We start from the raw sequence: 18,798 nt of genomic DNA, 5'->3' as shown, positions 1-18,798 counted from the left end.
GACACACCATGACCTCGGACACCGAACCCACCGCAGAAGAAACCTCCGCCCCATCGAGTGAGGAAGTTCCCGGGACCGCCGCCGGTGACGACATCGAGCTGATCACCGACGGTGACGGGCTGGTCGTCTTGGGCGCGCCCGCCGCCGTCGCGGAATTCACACTGTCGGCGGGTGTGCCCTCCATCCCCCTGGACTTCGACCGGCTGGCAGCGGGCACGGGAAGCGTCCTGCAGGTCGCGTCGGGAGTATCTGCGAATGCGGGGCGCTGGATGAAGCTCACCGAAGAGTCAGCTCGCGCGGCGCACCGTGCGACGTTCGTCCAACGCTCCGGCGGAAGATTCATTCAGGCCACCACCCGCGGGACGAACGGGCAGTTCACGAAGAATCTGCAGTTCGTCGCCAAGCCCGGCGCGATGCTCACCAACCCGGCCACACTCGCCGGCATCGGCGGGCTGATGGCGCAATACGCCATGCAGAAGCAGATGGAGGAGATCACCGACTACCTGGCGAAGATCGACGCGAAGGTCGACGAGGTACTCCGCTCGCAGAAGGACGCGGTGCTCGCCGACATGATCGGCGTCGAAATGATGCTCGATGAGGCGATGGTCGTCCGCGCCGAGGTCGGACGCGTGTCCGAGGTCACGTGGTCGAAGATTCAGGGTTCGGCCGCGACAGTCGCACGGACACAGGCCTATGCCCTGCGTCAGCTCCAGCTCATCGCGGACAAGCTCGAGCGCGAGGCGAAGATCGGCGAACTGGCCGATCTCGCAACGTCGGCACAGACCGAGGTAGGCGAATGGCTGGCGGTCCTGGCGCGCTGCTTCCAGCTGCAGGAGGGGATGAGCATCCTGGAGCTGGACCGAGTGCTCGACTCCTCCGCGGAGGATCTGGACCAGCACCGCACCGCTCTGCAAACGGCGCGCCAGCGGCGACGGGACCTCATCGGATCGACCACCGCTCACCTGGTGGCGCGGATGGACGCGGCCGCGAGTCGCGCCAACGCGAAGGTGCTTCTCAACCCCAAGTCGACCAGGGTCGTCGTGAGCGCCCGCAACACCGTCGCCTCAGGCGTGACCGAGCTTCACGCCACTCTCGGCCTCAGCAACGAACAGACAGCTCTCGAAGCACGAAAGTGGTCGGCGGCGGTCGCCGACGTCCGCGACGACGTCCTCGATGCGGGCAAGGGAGGTCTCGAGACGCTGGGGCGTCTCGGCGGCGACACCATCGAGAACGCTCGGCAATCCACGGGCCGCCTCGCCGAGAGAATCGCGCATCGCCTGCAGCGTTCCGGCGACTCGGCGGACGCCGGAGGGTCAAACACGGAGGACGGTCCCGAAAAATGAACCTCCTGGCCGAATCCACCTGGGAGCAGGACGCCATGGACCGCCTCGCCGAGCCGCTGGGCTGGCGGCCGGTGCGCGGCGAAGGGATCGCGCCCGGAAGCGGCGAGCGCGACACGTGGGACGACCCCCTCATCCGCCCGCGCCTGCTCGACGCGCTGCGGCGCCTGAATCCTGGCATCCCGGCCGAGTATCTCCGCCAGGCGGTCGCCGAGATCGCGTCCCCGAAGTCGCAGGACGCGCTGACGGAGAACTACCGGATCCACCAATATCTGGTGAGCGGGTACCCGCTCAGTTACATCGATACGGACGGTCGCGAGCAGAACCCGCGGCTCCGGCTGCTGGGTTCCGACCCGTCGGACAACGACTGGCTCGCCGTCAACCAAGTCACCGTGCGACAGGGCGACGCGCATCGTCGCTTCGACATCGTTCTCTACGTCAACGGGATGCCGCTCAGCATCATCGAGCTGAAGCGGGCGGGCGCCGAGTCTGCTGGCGTCGCCGACGCGCATGACCAGCTGCGCACGTACCTGCGCGAGTTCCCGATGGCCTTCCGATTCTGCGTGCTCACGCTCGCCAGCGACGGACTGGATGCCAAATACGGCACGCCCTTCACCCCGCTGAACCACTTCGCCCCGTGGAACGTCGACGACGACGGCATCCCGCTCCCACAACCGCGGGTCGAAGGCGGCGTCTCGGTCGAGCCGATCGACGACGCGCTCGATGGGCTGTTCAACCAGGAGCGGTTCCTGCAGCTCGTGCGGAACTTCACGGCCTTCGACGAGAACGCCGACGGGCTGGCCAAGCGCATCGCCAAGCCGCACCAGTACTTCGCCGTGACCAAGGCCGTGGGCCGCACGGTGCAGGCAGTCGAGACGAACGGTAAGGCCGGAGTCGTCTGGCACACTCAGGGTTCGGGCAAGTCCATGGAGATGGAGCTCTACACCAACCTGGTGTCGCGGCACCGGAAGCTGCGCAATCCCACGGTGATCGTCGTGACCGACCGCACCGAGCTCGACGGACAGCTCTTCCAGACGTTCGATCAGAGCCTGCTGCTCGCCGAGAAGCCCATCCAGGTGCGTGAGCGCGCCCAGCTGCGCGACGAACTGCACAGCCGCAACACGGGCGGCATCTACTTCACGACGCTGCAGAAGTTCGGACTCACCGAGGCCGAGAAGCTCTCGGGCACCGCACACCCGCTCCTGACGGATCGACGAAACGTGATCGTGGTCGTCGACGAGGCGCACCGCAGCCACTACGACGACCTCGACGGCTACGCCCGCCACCTGCGCGATGCCCTGCCGCATGCCACGCTCATCGCCTTCACTGGCACGCCGATCTCGTTCACCGAGCGCAATACGCAGGCGGTGTTCGGCGACTACATCGACATCTACGACCTGTCCCGCGCCGTCGACGACGGGGCCACGGTTCCCGTGTACTTCGAGCCCCGACTCGTGAAGGTCGCCTTCGCCGAGGGTGCCAGCCAGGACGACATCGACCGCGCCGCGGACGAATACACGCTCGGCCTCGACGACACCGAACGCGCCCGGCTCGAGGCATCCGTCGCCGTCGTCAACGCCGTGTACGGCGCGCCCGAACGGATCGACACACTCGCGGCCGACATCGTGCAGCACTGGGAGGAGCGACGTGAACGGATGAAGCCGTTCATCGAGTCCCCCGGAAAGGCGATGATCGTCGGCGGCACGCGCGCGATCTGCGCCCGGCTCTACTCGGCGATCGTCGCGCTCCGCCCGGACTGGCACTCCCCCGCGCTCGACTCCGGGCGCATCAAGGTCGTGTACTCGGGTTCGGCGACCGACCAGCCCCCGGTGAGCGACCACGTCCGGCGCGAGTCCGAGAACAAGGCCATCAAGGCCCGCCTGAAGGATGCCGACGACGAACTCGAGCTCGTGATCGTCAAGGACATGATGCTCACGGGCTTCGACGCTCCCCCGCTGCACACCCTGTACCTCGACCGCCCGCTGAAGGGCGCCCTGCTGATGCAGACCCTGGCGCGCGTGAACCGGACGTTCCGGGGCAAGGAGGACGGGCTCCTGGTGGCGTACGCGCCGCTCGCTGAGAACCTCGCGAACGCCCTCGCGGAGTACACCGGCTCCGACCGGGAGAACCGGCCCATCGGGCGCGACATCGAAGAAGCCGTGACGATCGCCATGGAACTGGTGGCGCAGATCCGCGAGATGCTCCTCGGCTGCGACTGGCGGGCGATCGTCGCGCGCGGCGGTCCCCGCGCCTTGCGGACCGCCGCCACCACGACGACGAACTACCTGCGCGACCCCGCCAACCCCCTGAACGCTCCGGACCTCGAGAACGACAGGCTAGCGGTGCGGTATCGCAGTGCGACCGGCCAGCTCGCGCGAGCGTGGGCACTGGCATCCGGGCGCGAGGGACTCGCGGAGCTGCACCAGGAGATAGCCTTCTACGAAGAGGTGCGCGTCTGGATGGCGAAGTTCGACGCCAGGGATCGGCAAGCGCGTGACGAGCCGATCCCCGAGGAGATCTCGCGGCTTCTCAGCGGGCTGGTCGCCGAGGCGATAGCTCCCGGCGAAGTGCTCGACATCTATGAAGCTGCGGGGTTGCCGCGGCTGTCGCTCGACAACCTCGGGCCGGAGTTCCTGGCGCGGGCGCAGGCTGCTCCCAACCCGCATCTCGCGATCGAGGCGCTGCGCGCCTCACTCGTGGATGCCGGAGCTACGGCGACGCGCGGGAACCTCGTGCGGCAGCGCGCTTTCTCCGAGCGCATCGCCGAGATCATGAACCGGTACACGAATCAGCAGCTCACGGCCACCGAGGTCATCGCCGAACTTGTCGAGCTGGCGAAGGACGTCGCCGCTGAAGCCTCGCGTGGAGCGACCTTCGCACCACCGTTGTCGAGCGACGAGCTCGCGTTCTACGACGCCGTCTCGACCAACGAGTCCGCGGTCGATGTCCAGGGCGAAGATGTGCTCGCCCAGATCGCGCGCGAACTAGTCGCGGTGATGCGTCGAGACGTGCGGACAGACTGGACGGTGCGCGACGACGTCCGTGCCAAGCTGCGCTCGTCGATCAAGCGTCTGCTCGTCAAGTACAAATACCCGCCCGACAAGCAGCCGGAGGCGATCAAGCTCGTCATGGACCAGATGGAGTCGATGGCGCCGCGGTACGCGGACCAGCGCCTCGGTTGACCTCAGACCGCTCGAACACGACCAAGCGAGGAATCGGTCGAGCGGGGATCAGCCCTCCCCGGAGCCGCTTTCCTGAATCTCGTTCACCAAGGTTTCAATAGCCGAGACGATGTCCGAGTGCGCCCCAGGCAATGCGTCGACCCCGAAGGTGAATGCCTCCAGCTTGGACGGCGTCGCGCGCCCACCGCGGATGAGCGCGAGACGATCCACGTAGCGACGAACCGCCTGCTCGACGACCGGCGTCTTGGCGAGCGAACCCGGGTCGACCCCGAACGTGGCGAAGCGGGCACCCTGCCAGTGGCTGTCGTCGGGAAGCACCCAGCCGATCGACAGCGGTTGACGTCGGTCGGGAGCGGCGATTCGAAAGGACGCACCTTTCGACCCCCACTTCACCTCGACGCCCAGGGCGATGCAGCTCGCGATCACGTCGCGCATCGCGTCTCGGTAAGCGCCGTCCGTGAGCCCGGAGAGGAACGCCGCCTCGTCTGCTTGCACAACCGAACCCGATGCCCCGCTCTGCGAGCGTCGCGAGGGGGCGGCGACGACCTGAGCCGCGTGTGCCACCAGTTCCTGCCCCTGCATCCGGACGATCTCGACGAGGTAGAACTTGCCATACCTCATTGTCGCGTTGAGGTACTCGAGGCTCGTCTGCATCGCGGGGGTGAAGCGTTGGGCCGCGACGACATAGTGGATGTCTCCCGTTGCGAGAACGTCCTCCAGTCGCGCCAGGAGCGCCGCGCCACCTTCCTCACTCAAGTGCCAACCGGACCGAGCGACGACGTCCGCGAGTGTGGAGGCACCCCTCGCCCCGGCATCCACCCGATCGCTGGACAAGTAACGCTGGACGACTCCCCGATCGAAGTCTTCGACCGAAAGCCTCCACAGGTCTGAGCCATAGTCGATGAGCTGCGCAAGTGCGTGCCGGAAATCCGGATTCTGCGGGCCGGTCTTGAATTCGATCAGGACGATGTCGCCGGATGACGCGAGGCAGATCAGATCGATGTAGCCCGACGCCAGGCTCGTCTCGCGGCCGACGACGAGGAGATCACCGTCGAATCCCATGTCGTCTGCGGGAATGAGTTGAGGCTGAGCCTTGAGGATCTCCTGCAGGTGATGCTCGTTGGGGGCGGGCACCTCCACGAGATCGAAAGATTGCCCGTCTCGTTGAACGAGTACTCGCCGCGCCACCGTGAACCTCCTCTGATGCCGCGAACCTTATCGGCTCGAGATGACATGGAGAAGCGTGGCAGATGCCCGCTGACCACTAGCCAGAGCGGCCGTTCCACGCGACACGCTGCCGCTACTCCCCCTCGAAGAAGTCCTCGTCGACCTTCAGTAACTCAATCGAATTGGCCACCTGCACGCCGACTCGATGACGCATCATGAGCGCCGTCAATCTATCGCCGTCGACGAGGGCGATCTCTTGCGGTACCCGTTCCGCAGCGTCAATCGCCTCGACGGTGAATCGACTCGTCGTGAAGAACACGCCTACCGTCGCTCCCCTCGTCGCAAGAGCACCCACGAACTCTTGGATTTTCGGACGTCCGACCGTCGCCTCCGCATAGCGTTTCGCTTGAACATAGATCTTGCTGAGCCCGAGCTCGTCGCGATCGATGACGCCATCCAAGCCGCCGTCGCCCGAACCACGCAGCGGAGTCATCCGGCTGTCCAACCCGTATCCCATCTTGACGAGCAACTGTCGGACGACCCGTTCGAAGTCGTAAGGATCACTTTCCTTGAGTCGTTGCAGAAGCGTCAGTCTGGTGTTCTCCTGAATCTCTCGAACACCGAGGTTGATGAGCTCGTCAGGGTCGGTGGACCGCGCCTCTTCGAGAACGCCCGAGTGCGATTCCATCTTGGACTCCGACGACGCCCGGTTTCGAGGCACGTAGTCGATATACGCCGGCAACGCGTAGACGGCAGGCTCGGGAATCGGTCCGGGATGATCGGCGAGAAGTTGCCTGCCAACATCAGTGATCCGGAATTGTGCTCGCGAGGGAGATTCGACGGCTGCTGCCCGCCGAAGTGCCGAGGTGGCCCACCCGATGCGATTCAGCGCTCGAGACTGACCCGAATCAAGAACTTCTTCTATCTCAGAGGGGGTGAGCCCGACGCGTTCGACGATCGCACGCTCAAGGTCCCGTTTCCGCCACACGTGTCCGTCGGACAGCACCTCGAGAAGAGGACGGAAAAACTCGAACCATCGCGGAATCGAGGAAACGCGTTGATGATCACCGTTCTGAATCACAAATCACAACGTATCCGAGCATCTCGGCGAAACCTCGCCCGACTTCGCCGCCGCGTTCCGGCCGAGTGTGTCCGCAGGGCGAGCGCCGCACGCACCGACGTCCGGAGAAACCCCCTAGCCCTGCCGCCCCTTCCACCGCGGGTTCAGCTTGTTGATCACGAACACGCGCCCGCGGCGGCGGACGACCTGCGCGCCGGGCTGGTTCTTCAGCGACTTGATCGAGTTGCGGACCTTCATGGCATCCTCCTGTTGATAACCGTTCTCAATAACAAGATAGGCTGGCGATCGATTCCCGACAAACGAAGGGCAGATGCCGTGGAGACGACGATCGTGACGATGGGCGTGTGCGCACCCGAACGCCAGGCCTACGCAGAACGCACCGCCGTCGCCCTGAGCCGCCCGCTTCACCTCGTGAGATACCGCGATCTCCGCGCCGCGCACGCGCTCCCCCACCCACACGTCCGAGCCGACGGGGAGCGTGTCGTCGTCGACCTCGGCACCGACGTCGACCTGCTCCACGCGGTCGTCGCGCGCGGCGGGGTCGACGTCGAAGCGGTGTGCGTGGTGGACGCGCGGCACATGATCGGCGACCTTCTCGACGAGGCACCGCTCGTGGCATCCACCGTGGCCGGCGATCCGCGCGGCGACGTCGGCGCCCGCGCCCGGCAGGCGGCCCTGGCCCTCGAGATCGCGACCCGCATCGTCTGGGTCAACTGGGAGCAGGTGCCCACCGCAGCCCTCGCGGTGCGGATGGCGCTCGCGTCGCACCTGAACCCCGGCGCGACGCTGCGGCTCACGCGCGATTCGCGCGCCGACCTCCACGCCGGCACCCCACGCGCGCCCGAGACCGAGGTGCTGGAGCGCGCCGGCTGGGTCCGCGCGCTCAACGACGAGCACGACCCCTACATGCGCGACAACCGCGTCAGCACGCTGCGCTACGACCAGGTGCGCCCCTTCCACCCCGAGCGGCTGCAGACCGCGCTCGACCGTCTCGACGAGGGAGCCGCCGGGCGCCTCATCCGCTCGGCCGGGTTCTGCCGGATCGCCTCACGCCCCGGCATCCTGGCCCGCTGGGAGCACGTCGGGTCGGCCATGTGGATCGAACCGATCGGCACGGATGACGGTCGCATGGGCCTCGGGCAGGAGATCGCGTTCACGGGCCTCGACCTCTCGGCACCACGCCTCCGGCACGTGCTCGACCTCGCCGCCCTGACCGACGAGGAGCTCGCCGCCGGGCCCGAGGCGTGGACGACGTACCCGGACCCGCTCCCGGCCTGGCCGACGGTCGACCTGACGATCCCGGATGCCAACGACTAACGCCCCGGTCCTGTCAAGCGGCTCGTCCACCAGGCGGCGATGGGGCACCGTGGCGGCATGAGCACACCGGATCTCCCCACCCGCCACTCCGACGACGCACACGCCGACAACGCGGCACCCACCGACGCCGTCACCGACGACGTCCGCGAGGATGCCGCGGAGGCCGAGGAGCACGTCGACCTCGACGACCACACGGGCGACGCCATCACCGACGACGACGCCCCCGCCGCGGAGGGTCACGCCTGAGCGGGACGGCTTTCGTCGGCACCTCGGGGTGGCGGTATCCGAGGTGGCGGGGCGACTTCTATCCCGGTGGCCTGGTGCAACGCCGCGAGCTCGAATACCTCGCCGAGCGTCTCCCGAGCGTCGAACTGAACGGATCGTTCTACTCCCTGCAGCGCCCCGAGAGTTACCGGCGCTGGCGCGACTCCGTGCCCGAGGACTTCGTCTTCGCGGTGAAGGGCTCGCGCTACGTCACCCACATGCTTCGATTGACGAACGTCGGTGTTGCGCTGGCCAACTTCTTCGCTTCCGGCGTCCTCGCGCTCGGCTCGACCCTCGGTCCGATCCTGTGGCAACTGCCTGAACGCGTGGAGTTCGACCCCGAGGTACTCGACGCGTTCCTCGACAGCCTCCCCCGGACCACCGGCTCGGCGCTGGCTCTCGCCCGCGAACACGATGCTCGCCTCAACGGACGCGCGTGGCTCGACATCGAGTCGGACGTCCCTCTGCGCTACGCGATCGAGCCGCGGTCGGAATCGTTCCGCGACCCGCACGCCGTCGAAATCCTCCGTGCGCACGGCGTCGCCCTCGTTCTCGCCGACACGGCCGGGCGTTGGCCTGCATTCGATGCGGTCACGGCCGACCACGTGTACGTCCGCCTGCACGGCTCGACCGAGCTGTACGCGAGCGGGTACACGTCGGCCGAACTCGACACCTGGGCCGACCGCGTCCGGCAGTGGCGTGACGGTACCGGGGAAGACGGGATGCCGCGCGACGTCTACGTCTACTTCGACAACGACGCGCGCGGCAGGGCGCCCCACGACGCGGTCGCGCTGGACGCGCGACTTCGCTGACGCGCCGTCCGCTCGAAACACGCGTCAGGCGATACGCGTCCCCGGCGGCAGCCGCCGCGCGGGCGTCCGCGTGCGGGCGATGCCCCAGGCCAGGAGTCCGGCAGCGAGCAGCAGCTGCAGGAACAGGCCGACGAACCAGCTCGGAACGGTGCCCGCGATACGGTCCTCCATCGACTCGTTCGTGAGCGTCGCGCCATTGCAGGAGTCGTAGGACGGCGCGGGGTCGGGCGCGATCTGGGCGAGGCGGACACCGGACGCGATCTGCGAGAAGAGGTCGGACGGGCTGCCGTACTCGTCGTAGGTCGGCGGGGTGGCATCCGCCAGGATGACGAACGGATTCGCCGCCAGCACGCCCCATACGCGGTCGAAGCGCGGCACCTCACTCGTGTAGGTCGAGGTCGTGCACCCCAGCTCGTCGGGCCGCGGACACTCGGTCGCATCGTTCTCGAGGAAGGGGTCGCAGCCCACGGGAACGGCGTCCCAGTTCACATCCCGCGTGGTGACTGTCTGCTCCGTGCGCAGCGCCGTCCCGCCGAGCCCGAACGCGATCAGCGTCCCCAGTGTCAGCGCGGCCACCAGCAGGTACGTCGCAGCCACCGAGAAGACGGGGCGCGCCACGATCGCACTCACCCCGACGCCGATCGCCGCCACGACGCCGACCTCGAGAATCAGGATGCCGAGCGACGAGGCGATGACCGCCGGGTTGAGCTCACCGGCGAACGTCGCGATCACGAGGAACGGCAGCGCGACGACGAGGAACGCCAGGCCCGAGATCCACGCCGCGAGGAACTTCCCGAGCACGATCTCGGCCGTCGTCACCAGCGTCACCTGCACGGGCGCGAGGGTCGCGGCATCCCGGTCACCGTTGACGGCGCTGCCGCTGAGCGTGGGCGACACGAGCAGCACGAGCAGGAGGACGAACATGATGACCAGCGAATAGAACCAGCCGTTGCCGCCCGTGCTCAGCGAGAAGGACGAGAAGGACAGCATCAGCAGGGCCAGCAGGATCACGGCGAAGATGCCGAGCAGGACGTACCAGCCGACCGAGCGCACCCGCTGACGCAGGTCGATACCGATGACGGTGCCGAGACGACGGAAGTTCATTCGGGGCTCCCCTCGGTCGCGGCATCCCCTCGGAGGTCGAGGAAAGCGTGTTCGAGATCGCCGACGGCGGGGGCGAACTCGACGACAGGGATGCCGGCTCCCACCACCGCGCGCAGGCCCGCGACGGCCGCGGACTCGTCCGCGAACGGCACGAGCAGGTCGCGACGGTCGATGCCGACGTCGTCGACCGCGCGGCCCAGAGCCGAGGCGACGGCATCACGGTCGGAGCCGATCGCTCTCGAAGCGTCGGTGGCCATGCGCACCCGCCAGACGCGGACGCGCGTGGTCGCCGCCGCCACCCGATCGCGGCCGACCGTTCGACCGTCGAGCATGAATACGGCGTCGTCGACGACTTCCTCGAGCTCCGACAGCACGTGGCTGGAGATGAGGATCGTGCGACCCTCGTCGGCGAGTCGCCGCAGCAGCACACGGAGAGAGATGCGAGCCTGCGGATCGAGCCCGGACGCGGGCTCGTCGAGCAAGAGAACGCGCGGCTCGTGCACGAGCGCCCGCGCCAGCGCCAGGCGCTGCTTCTGCCCGCGGGAGAGCACGCGGGCCGCGGAACCGGCGAGCGGGGCGAGATCGACGAGGTCGAGCAGGCGGTCGGCGCGCTCTCGGGCCTCCGCGCGCGACAGGTCGTAGAGCTGCGCGGTGGCGATCAACACCTCGCGGGAGGTGAGGCTCGGCCACGCGCCCAAAGAGTCCGGCATCCACCCGAGGAGCCGGCGCGCGCCGGCCGGATCGGACACCGGGTCGACACCGCCGATCCGCATCTCTCCCTGGTCCGGCCGCAACAGCGACGCGAGCATGAGCAACAGCGTCGTCTTGCCCGACCCATTCGGCCCGACCAGGCCCGTCACCCGCCCGGGCTCGGCGGTGAACGTCACGTCCGCCACCGCCGTCACGGCGCCGAACGCCCGTTTGACCTGTCGTGCCTCGATGCCCGCGCCCCCTGCGTCCATTCCTCCACCCTATGGGCGCACTCCGACACGCCCCGCGGTTTCCGGGACAGGACTCAGGATGCCGCGATCGCGTGTCCCAGAGCGTCGCCCGACGACCACGCCGTACGGACGGCCGCCGATGCGCCCCACGCGTCACCGCACAGAGAGAGGCCGGGGGAACGGAAGAACGGCTCTCCCGTCGCCGCCGCGGGGCGGGCGAAGGTCCACCGGTGCGCGAACGTCGTGACCGGCTCGACCCCGATCCCGAGGAGCCTTCTGGTCGCTGCCACGACGGGCGCGATCACCCGGTCCGGGTCGTCGAGGTGCCGCCGCGCCGCGGCGCCGGTCGTGTGGACGACGAGCACCGGCGCCCCGTCTCCACGCCGGTCGCCGTCGTCCGCGATGAACGAGACGTCGGGATCGTCGTTCACGAAGGCCCCGTGCAGGTCCGCGGGCCAACGCCGCTCGTCCCACCGCAGCGCGACGGCGATCACGGCCTCCCATTCCTGCCGGGCGACCGGGATGCCATCGACCACACGCCGCGCCTGCGGTTCGGGCATCGCCAGCACCACCTCACCGGCATCCTCCCCGTCGACGCGGAACGGGGCGACGCTCTCGACCTCGCGACCCGATTCGACATCCACGCCGTCGGCGAGATCCAGGACGAGCGACCGCGATCCGCCCGGGGCCGCCCATCGCATCGGCCCGGTCTTCCGTGTCTCAGCGCCGTCCGCATCGAACGCCGAGAACGTGTCCGTCCAGGCGCGTGCGATCCCGCGGGCCTCCCAGCCGGCCACAACACGGGCGAACCCGGCGTCGTCATCGCCGACGACGAAGTACGAGGCGCCGAGGTCGACGGCACGCCCGTCGAGGGTCCGGCTCGCGAGCCGGCCACCCGGCCGGCGCCCGCGGTCGATCACCCGCACCGACCGACCGGCATCCCGCACGACCCGCGCACACGCGAGACCCGAGATGCCGACCCCGACCACCGTCACGTCCACCGTCATCCCGCCATCCTGGCGGCGACGAGCCCGCGGCGGGCGGGGCTTGCGCCTAGGAACCGAAGAACGCGACGCCCAGGTCGGGGTGGTCGACGAACACCCCGTCCAGCCTCGCGTCGCGCAGCACTGCCCACTCGCGGTCGTAGTCACCGAACGACGCCGCATCCCCGGGGCGCCGGAAGGGCGGCAACAGGAACAGGTTCTCGGGGCGGCACGTCCACGTGAACACCCGCATCCCGAGCCCCTGCGCCTCGGCGACGAACGGCGAGGGACCGCCGATGCGACCCCGCTGATCGGGAGCGAGGATCAGCCGCTTGTCGGGGCTGATCCCGTCGACGGCCTCGGCGAGCGCGTCCAGCCCCGCGGGGGTGAGCATCGACGCGTACGACGTCGCCCGCGACCCGTCGCGCTCGCGCAGGTCCCAGGGCGCACCCTCGGCTTCGATCAGCTGCACGAGGGGGGCCGGGATGCCACGCTCCCGCAGCCGCTGCAGCACGAGCGGCTCGAACGACTCGATGACCAGGGCCGGATCGTCCCACCAATCGGCATCCCGGAGCTCCCTCTCGACGAGCTCCGCCATGTCGGACCCGGCGCGCGCGAAGTACGCCGCGTGCTTGATCTCGAGCACCACCCCGACACCACCGGCGCGGGCGAGGTCGAGCACGTCGCGCAGGGACAGCACCGGGTCTTCGTCGTCGTGAGCCGCGCTCTCGGGACGGATCGCCGGGATGCGCTCGCGACAGCGGAGTGTCCGCAGCTCCGACCAGGTGAAGTCCTCGGTGAACCAGCCGTCCAGGCGTTCACCGTCGACGACCGCGGTGCGGCGGCGCTCCGCGAATTCCGTCCGCGCGGAGACATTCGTCGTCGAGCCGATCTCGTTCTCGTGCCGCACCACGAGCACGCCGTCTCTCGTGGGCACGACATCGGGCTCGATGGCATCCACTCCCGCGGAAATTGCGCGCGCATAGGACGAGCGGGAGTGCTCGGGAAGATAGCCCGGGGCACCGCGGTGGCCGATGATCAGGGGGCGCTCGACAGGCACCGCGCCAGGCTACCGGCGGCCCCTCAGAGGGTCCTGCGCTCAAAGCAGAATCCCAGTCGACACAAGGATTCTCACGGCCTGCTCAGCTAGTGTTGTTTCACAGCACGGTGCTGTGATCACCAGCAATTGGAGTGTGAGTCCCTGTGGCCCTCAACAACCCGGCATTCAATACCCCGGCGTTCCAGGACCCTCGTGGCGGAGCCCAGACCCGTTACAGCCCCCCGCCCGCCGCGTCGACGACCGCAGCCGCTGCGGCCGCTGAGACGGCGAACATCGAGGGCATGTACTCGGCCCCGTCCGCGGGCGCGGTGCAGACCGACCGGATGACGGTCGAAGACACCGTCTTCAAGACCCTCGGCCTTTTCGCCGTTCTCATCGTGACCGCCGTCGTCGGCTGGATCTGGACGATGAGCACCGTCACGGTCGCCAACCCCAGCCCGAACGTTCTGCCGATGGTCATCGGCGGTCTCGGCGGCTTCGTGCTGGCGATGGTCGCGATCTTCAAGAAGAAGCCGTCCGTCCCCGTCTTCATCGCCTACGCAGCGTTCGAGGGCCTGTTCGTCGGTGGCATCTCGGCGTTCTTCGAGTTCCTCTACCCGGGCATCGTCGTCCAGGCCACCCTGGCCACGCTGTCGGTCGTCGGCGTGACCCTCGCGCTCTTCGCGAGCGGCAAGATCCGCGCCTCCGCCCGCGCCACCAAGATCTTCCTGATCGCCATGGTCGGCTACCTCGTGTTCAGCCTGGTCAACCTCGGTCTGATGCTCTTCAACGTCCCGCTCGCCGGTGGCGCGTTCGGCCTGCGCAGCATCGAGATCTTCGGCATCCCGCTCGGTCTCATCATCGGCGTCTTCGTGGTCATCATGGCCGCGTACTCGCTCGTGCTCGACTTCGACCAGATCCAGCGCGGTGTCCGCAACGGCGCCCCGCGGGTCTACGGCTGGGTCGGCGCCTTCGGCATCATGGTCACCGTCGTGTGGCTGTACGTCGAGATCCTGCGCATCCTCGCGATCCTCCGCGGCAACAACTGACGCACCGCTTCACGCGGAGGGCCGTCCCATTTGGGGCGGCCCTCCGTCGTTTCCTCAGGTCCTCCTCTCATCGAGTGTCCAAGACACGCCGTATCCGGTCGGCGGCACACGGCGCGTCTTGGACACTCGACGCCTGCGCGCCGCGCGTCCCGCAAGGGGCGGACGCCGCGGATGCCACGGGACTAACCTCGCGGCATGAGCCCCGCCAAGACGCCCCCGACGGTTCTCGACGTCGACGATCACGAGGTCCGCGTCACGAGTCCCGACCGCGTCGTGTTCCCCGAGCCCGGTCTCACCAAGCTCGACCTCGTGCGCTACTACCTCGCGGTCGCCGACGGAGCGCTGCGCGGAGCGGGCGGCCGTCCGATGGTCCTCAAGCGCTTCACGAAGGGCCTCGACCAGGAGCCGTTCTTCCAGAAGCGGGTGCCCGAGAACCATCCCGACTTCATCGACACCGCGACTCTGCACTACGCCTCGGGCACGTCGGCCGAGGAGACGGTCCTGCGCAACGCCGCGGGTCTCGCGTGGATCGTGAACCTCGGATGCCTCGACCTCAACCCGCATCCGGTGCGCGCCGAAGACCTCGACCACCCCGATGAGTTGCGCATCGACCTCGACCCCATGCCCGGCGTCGACTGGGCGCAGATCGTCGACGTGGCGTTCACGGCCCGCGACGTCCTCGAGGATCACGGCCTGGTCGGCTGGCCGAAGACCTCCGGCTCGCGTGGACTGCACATCCTCGTGCGTCTTCGACCCGACTGGGCGTACCCCGAGGTGCGTCGCGCCGCCGAGACCCTCGCCCGCGAGGTCGAGAACCGCGCGCCCGGCCTCGCGACGGCGCGGTGGTGGAAGGAGGAGCGCGGCGAGAGCGTCTTCGTCGACTTCAACCAGAACGCGAAGGACCGCACGGTGGCATCCGCGTACTCCGTCCGTGCGCTCCCCGACGCTCGCGTGTCGACGCCGCTCACGTGGGATGAAGTGCGGGGTCGTCGACCCGAGGAGTTCACCGTGCTGACCGTGCCCGAACGTTTCGCCGCGATCGGCGACCCCCACGCGGGCATCGACTCCGCCGCCGGATCGCTCGAGAGCCTGCTCGCCCTCGCCGAAGAGATGGGACCCGCTGAGAAGCCCCCGCGCGGCTCCGACGGGTCGGGACGGAGAGCATCGACGATGCCGCTCATCGAGGTGGCGCGCACGAAGACCAAGCCCGAGGCGCTCGACGCCCTCGAGGAGTGGAAGCGTCGGTATCCCGAGGCGACGGCGGCGCTGCATCCGGCCGACATCCTCGTCGACGGCATGCGCGGCTCGAGCTCGCTCTGGTACCGGGTACGCGTGAACCTTCAGCACGTCCCGGATGCCACCCGCCCACCGCAAGAGCCCCTGATCGCCGACTACGATCCCTGGGCCGGCCGCGCCTGACCCGCCCCTCGCATCGATCTCGAGTGCGGAGCTACCGCCGCGTCGGGCGTGACAACGCCTCGGCGGTCGCGGCGGCGAGGGTCTCCATCGCGCGCTCGGGGGCGAGCGCCGCGGCGGCCGCGCGCGCCTCGGCAGCGAGCCGCCGACGCAACGCGGCGTCGGTGAGGAGGCGCGCGAGGGCGTCGGCGAGCGCTCGCTCGTCGCCGTCGGGCACGAGGATGCCGCCCCCTCGGGCGAGCATGTCGCGCGGGCCGTAGCGGATGTCGTAGGCCACGACGGGGACCCCGTGCGCGAGGGCTTCGGCGAGCGCGAGCCCCTGCCCTTCGAACGCCGACGTCGTGAGGTACACGGCCGCGGAGTCGAGAACGGCATCCGGATCGAGGGTCAGCCCCGGGAGCGACACGGCATCCTCGAGGCCCAGGTCGGCCACCAGCGCCTCGAGTGAATCGCGTCCCGCACCCGCGCCCCAGAGTTCCAGCCGCGCGTCGGGCAACTGGTCGACGACGTGCGCGAAAGCCCGGATCGCGTGGTCGAGACGTTTCCCCGGCGCGAGGCGCCCGAGCATCACGACGGGACCGTCCTCCGCGTACGCGACCTCGTCGGGTGCCGAGATGCCGTGCGGTGCGACGACGTCGACCCGGTCGTCGCCGAAGCGGGCGCGCACGTCGTCGAACTGCCAGGGCGTCGGCCAGAGCACCGCGTCGAACCGCGGGGCCACCGCGAACCACCGTTCCCACAGGGCGTTCATGGACGCATCCGCCGTGTACGGGGGCTCGAGGTGGATCGTGTGGATCGTGTGCAGGATGCGAACGTCGCGGTCTTGCCAACCGACGATGAGCTCGCCCAGCTGCCGAGACTCGCAGATCACGACGACGGGGCGCTCGATTTCGGCGCGGAGTCCTGCGACGACGTCGCCGAGCCACGCGCGGTACAGCGCGCCGAACCCGTCGATCACGCCGATCGCGCGCCCTGCCCCGTCCCGCACGACGATGGGGGCCGTGGCCAGGTGCCAGTTCGGGTCGACGACGTTCGGCAGATCGATCGCCCCCGCTGCGACGCTCCGGTACTCGAGCGCCGGGTCGGCCTCCCCCGTCCGCGCGGCCGCGCGCAGCCACTCCGCCGCCCCACCGTCGGGATCGGCGGCCTCGTCGAACAGATTCCGGAACACCTCGGATGCCCCCGCCGCACCGCGGCGCACGAACTCGGCGCGGTGCTCGGCGTGGGCCTCGGCGGGGCCGGGATCGACCGTGAGCAGCAAGGCCGAGGCCCCGGCATCCGCCATCTGTCGTGCCCGCGCGAGCGTCGAGATCGTGTATCCGCCGTCGAGGTCGGGGATGAGTCGGCTCGAGAGGATCAGGTACCACGCGTCGGGGAACCCGGTCATCGACGACCCTCGGAGCGCAGCCGGAAGACGGGGAATCCGGGGGCGATCTCCTGCAGCCGCTCGTCCGGGGAGTTCTTGTCGACGCCCTCGAAGAAGCGGCCGACCTCCCACGCCCACGCGACGAGGTAGGCGCGCAGAATCGGCGGCTTCTCGGCATCCGGGACTTCTTCTGCTCGGAACACTTCGACCGACCGACCGGCTCGCAGCTCGCCGCCACCGGCCGCCCGAAGATTACGCACCCACTGCGTGGTGCCGCGCGGAGCGACGAGATACCGCTCCCCGCCGACCCGCAGCGGGTTCACCGGGGTGGTCCGCCACTCCCCCGAGGCGCGTCCGCGCACCGCAAGGACACGACTGCCCGCGAGGGGCAGACCGAGCCGGGTGAGGGCCGCGACCGCGGCGTTGAAAACGGTGTCGACCCGGGTCGGGCGCACGAACCTCTCACTCATGCCCCCATCCTCCCGCACTCGCTCGTGTCACGACGTGCGGACGGATGCCTCCGGCGACCTCATCGACAGCAGGAGCTCCCCGACCACCCCGAAAACGAGGATGGCCACGCAACTCACGGCCATCACGGTAAACCCGAGGGCGGGACCCGCGGCATCCAGCCCCAGGCCGGCGGCCGTGGAGCCGATCGGGATGCCGGCTCCCACGCCGAGGGACGGGTACGCCAACAACTCCGTGACGCGATCGCGGTCTGCGCGTGATTCCACGAGCGCGAACCCCGTCACCAGGACCGGGCCGACGAGAGCGCCGACCACCGCGGCCACGAGGAGCGCGAGCGCACCGTCGGCGGCAACCGGGAGCGCGAGACACGCCACGGCGAGCGCCGCACTGCTCCACAGCCAGCGGGACCGCAGCGACGCCCGGGGGCGAAGCGCGCCGTACACCAGCGCGCCCGCGGTGTTCCCGACGGCGAGGGACGCCATCATGACCCCCGCGAGCCACGGTGTGCCGGAGCGTTCCGCCCACGCGATGCTCGTCACGTCGAAGGAGCCGAACATCGCGCCCACCCCGATCCACGCGATCGTCACCGGGAGGATGCCGACGGGTGGGACCAGGCGGACGCGGCGTCCGCTCGCCGGGACGAGGGGCGGCTGCGACCGGCTCAGGAGGCCGAGCCAGACGAGGCCCACCGCCCCCACGAGGACGACGACGGCGATCCCGGCCTGCGGCGCCGACGCGGCGGCGATGAAGGTCAGCACCGGCGGCGCGATCACGAAGACGCTCTCGTCGGCGATCGATTCCAGAGCAAAGGCGCTGTGGCGCTGCGTGCGCGGTACCAGGGCACTCCAGCGCGCGCGGACCGCGGGTCCGACGTCGACGGAGACGGCCCCGGCGATGACCGCGAGGACGAACCAGGTCGCCACGGGCGTCGCCGACAGCACCGCCCACAGGAGCGCCGAGACCGACACCGTCAGAGTGCCCGCCGAGATCAGGAGCACGGACCGTTGTCCGCGCCGGTCCATGGTCCGGGACCAGAGGGGCCCGGCGAGCGCCATGCCCACCACGAACGCCGCACCCACGGCGCCCGCGAGCGCGAAGCTCCCCGTCGCGGTCTGGACGAGAAGGATGATCCCGAGGCTCAGGGTGCCGCGCGGAAAGCGAGCCACCCATCCGGCGAGGGTGAACCACGGAGCCCCGGTGGCCCGCAGCACGTCGCGGTAGCCTGAGAAGTCGATACGGGCCATGGGAGACCTGTGCCGTTCTGGCCGG

General features: G+C 69.2%; 17 protein-coding genes. 7 read left to right on the top strand and 10 right to left on the bottom strand.

What is annotated here, in order from left to right:
* Positions 1 to 8 precede the first annotated feature (8 nt).
* Positions 9 to 1,343, top strand: a complete 1,335-nt coding sequence (locus tag AC3WLZ_RS03300; protein ID WP_492469034.1) for a hypothetical protein — start codon at positions 9 to 11, stop codon at positions 1,341 to 1,343.
* Entirely contained in the window at positions 1,340 to 4,522 is a 3,183-nt protein-coding gene (locus tag AC3WLZ_RS03295; protein ID WP_492469033.1) for a type I restriction endonuclease subunit R, read from the top strand. The genes AC3WLZ_RS03300 and AC3WLZ_RS03295 overlap by 4 nt, the downstream gene beginning before the upstream one ends.
* Positions 4,523 to 4,570: 48 nt before the next feature.
* On the opposite strand, the gene AC3WLZ_RS03290 is transcribed toward AC3WLZ_RS03295, so the two are convergent.
* The 3 genes from AC3WLZ_RS03290 to ykgO all read right to left on the bottom strand — a co-directional run bounded on the left by AC3WLZ_RS03290 (position 4,571) and on the right by ykgO (position 7,007).
* Positions 4,571 to 5,710: a hypothetical protein gene (locus tag AC3WLZ_RS03290; protein ID WP_492469032.1), complete on the bottom strand. Its 1,140-nt coding sequence runs from the start codon at positions 5,708 to 5,710 to the stop codon at positions 4,571 to 4,573.
* Between the two features lie 112 nt (positions 5,711 to 5,822).
* Positions 5,823 to 6,770, bottom strand: a complete 948-nt coding sequence (locus AC3WLZ_RS03285; RefSeq protein ID WP_492469031.1) for a restriction endonuclease — start codon at positions 6,768 to 6,770, stop codon at positions 5,823 to 5,825.
* Positions 6,771 to 6,884: 114 nt separating this feature from the next.
* Positions 6,885 to 7,007 carry a type B 50S ribosomal protein L36 gene (gene ykgO / locus AC3WLZ_RS03280; RefSeq protein WP_022877355.1) on the bottom strand — a complete coding sequence of 41 codons (123 nt, stop codon included), beginning with the start codon at positions 7,005 to 7,007 and terminating at the stop codon, positions 6,885 to 6,887.
* A 78-nt stretch (positions 7,008 to 7,085) separates the two neighbouring features.
* On the opposite strand from ykgO, the gene AC3WLZ_RS03275 reads away from it, so the two are divergent.
* From AC3WLZ_RS03275 to AC3WLZ_RS03265, 3 genes are read left to right on the top strand one after another with little or no spacing between them, the layout of a single operon-like run.
* Positions 7,086 to 8,087, top strand: coding sequence for a GTP-binding protein (locus tag AC3WLZ_RS03275; RefSeq protein ID WP_492469030.1), 1,002 nt, complete (start codon positions 7,086 to 7,088; stop codon positions 8,085 to 8,087).
* Positions 8,088 to 8,144: 57 nt separating this feature from the next.
* Complete coding sequence (locus AC3WLZ_RS03270) at positions 8,145 to 8,333, top strand: hypothetical protein (RefSeq protein WP_412926190.1); 189 nt, start codon at positions 8,145 to 8,147, stop codon at positions 8,331 to 8,333.
* On the top strand, positions 8,330 to 9,163 hold the full coding sequence (locus AC3WLZ_RS03265) for a DUF72 domain-containing protein (protein ID WP_492470937.1): 834 nt from the start codon (positions 8,330 to 8,332) through the stop codon (positions 9,161 to 9,163). The genes AC3WLZ_RS03270 and AC3WLZ_RS03265 overlap by 4 nt, the downstream gene beginning before the upstream one ends.
* Before the next feature lie 24 nt (positions 9,164 to 9,187).
* Here AC3WLZ_RS03265 and AC3WLZ_RS03260 read toward each other — a convergent pair whose 3' ends face one another.
* The 4 genes from AC3WLZ_RS03260 to AC3WLZ_RS03245 are packed head-to-tail and all read right to left on the bottom strand — an operon-like array spanning position 9,188 to position 13,251.
* Positions 9,188 to 10,267, bottom strand: a complete 1,080-nt coding sequence (locus tag AC3WLZ_RS03260) for an ABC transporter permease (RefSeq protein WP_412923659.1) — start codon at positions 10,265 to 10,267, stop codon at positions 9,188 to 9,190.
* Positions 10,264 to 11,229, bottom strand: coding sequence for an ABC transporter ATP-binding protein (locus AC3WLZ_RS03255; protein ID WP_492469028.1), 966 nt, complete (start codon positions 11,227 to 11,229; stop codon positions 10,264 to 10,266). The genes AC3WLZ_RS03260 and AC3WLZ_RS03255 overlap by 4 nt, the downstream gene beginning before the upstream one ends.
* 53 nt (positions 11,230 to 11,282) lie before the next feature.
* Positions 11,283 to 12,215 (bottom strand): NAD(P)/FAD-dependent oxidoreductase, encoded by a 933-nt coding sequence (locus tag AC3WLZ_RS03250; protein WP_492469027.1) that lies wholly within the window; start codon positions 12,213 to 12,215, stop codon positions 11,283 to 11,285.
* Positions 12,216 to 12,261: 46 nt separating this feature from the next.
* Positions 12,262 to 13,251 carry a glycerophosphodiester phosphodiesterase family protein gene (locus AC3WLZ_RS03245; RefSeq protein WP_492469026.1) on the bottom strand — a complete coding sequence of 330 codons (990 nt, stop codon included), beginning with the start codon at positions 13,249 to 13,251 and terminating at the stop codon, positions 12,262 to 12,264.
* 143 nt (positions 13,252 to 13,394) lie between these two features.
* On the opposite strand from AC3WLZ_RS03245, the gene AC3WLZ_RS03240 reads away from it, so the two are divergent.
* Both AC3WLZ_RS03240 and ligD read left to right on the top strand, forming a co-directional pair.
* Positions 13,395 to 14,279 carry a Bax inhibitor-1/YccA family protein gene (locus AC3WLZ_RS03240; RefSeq protein WP_412923655.1) on the top strand — a complete coding sequence of 295 codons (885 nt, stop codon included), beginning with the start codon at positions 13,395 to 13,397 and terminating at the stop codon, positions 14,277 to 14,279.
* Positions 14,280 to 14,474: 195 nt separating this feature from the next.
* On the top strand, positions 14,475 to 15,698 hold the full coding sequence (gene ligD, locus AC3WLZ_RS03235; protein ID WP_492469025.1) for a non-homologous end-joining DNA ligase: 1,224 nt from the start codon (positions 14,475 to 14,477) through the stop codon (positions 15,696 to 15,698).
* Between the two features lie 31 nt (positions 15,699 to 15,729).
* Here the strand turns inward: ligD and AC3WLZ_RS03230 are convergent, their stop codons facing one another.
* The 3 genes from AC3WLZ_RS03230 to AC3WLZ_RS03220 are packed head-to-tail and all read right to left on the bottom strand — an operon-like array spanning position 15,730 to position 18,773.
* Entirely contained in the window at positions 15,730 to 17,082 is a 1,353-nt protein-coding gene (locus AC3WLZ_RS03230) for a glycosyltransferase (protein ID WP_492469024.1), read from the bottom strand.
* Positions 17,079 to 17,531: a nitroreductase family deazaflavin-dependent oxidoreductase gene (locus AC3WLZ_RS03225; protein ID WP_412923652.1), complete on the bottom strand. Its 453-nt coding sequence runs from the start codon at positions 17,529 to 17,531 to the stop codon at positions 17,079 to 17,081. The genes AC3WLZ_RS03230 and AC3WLZ_RS03225 overlap by 4 nt, the downstream gene beginning before the upstream one ends.
* Positions 17,532 to 17,558: 27 nt before the next feature.
* Entirely contained in the window at positions 17,559 to 18,773 is a 1,215-nt protein-coding gene (locus AC3WLZ_RS03220) for an MFS transporter (RefSeq protein ID WP_492469023.1), read from the bottom strand.
* Positions 18,774 to 18,798: the final 25 nt, after the last annotated feature.

Source organism: Microbacterium sp. FW305-3-2-15-F-LB2 (assembly GCF_058787255.1).
Note: the sequence above shows the minus strand (reverse complement) of the source record. Positions and strands in the feature narration are given on the sequence as shown.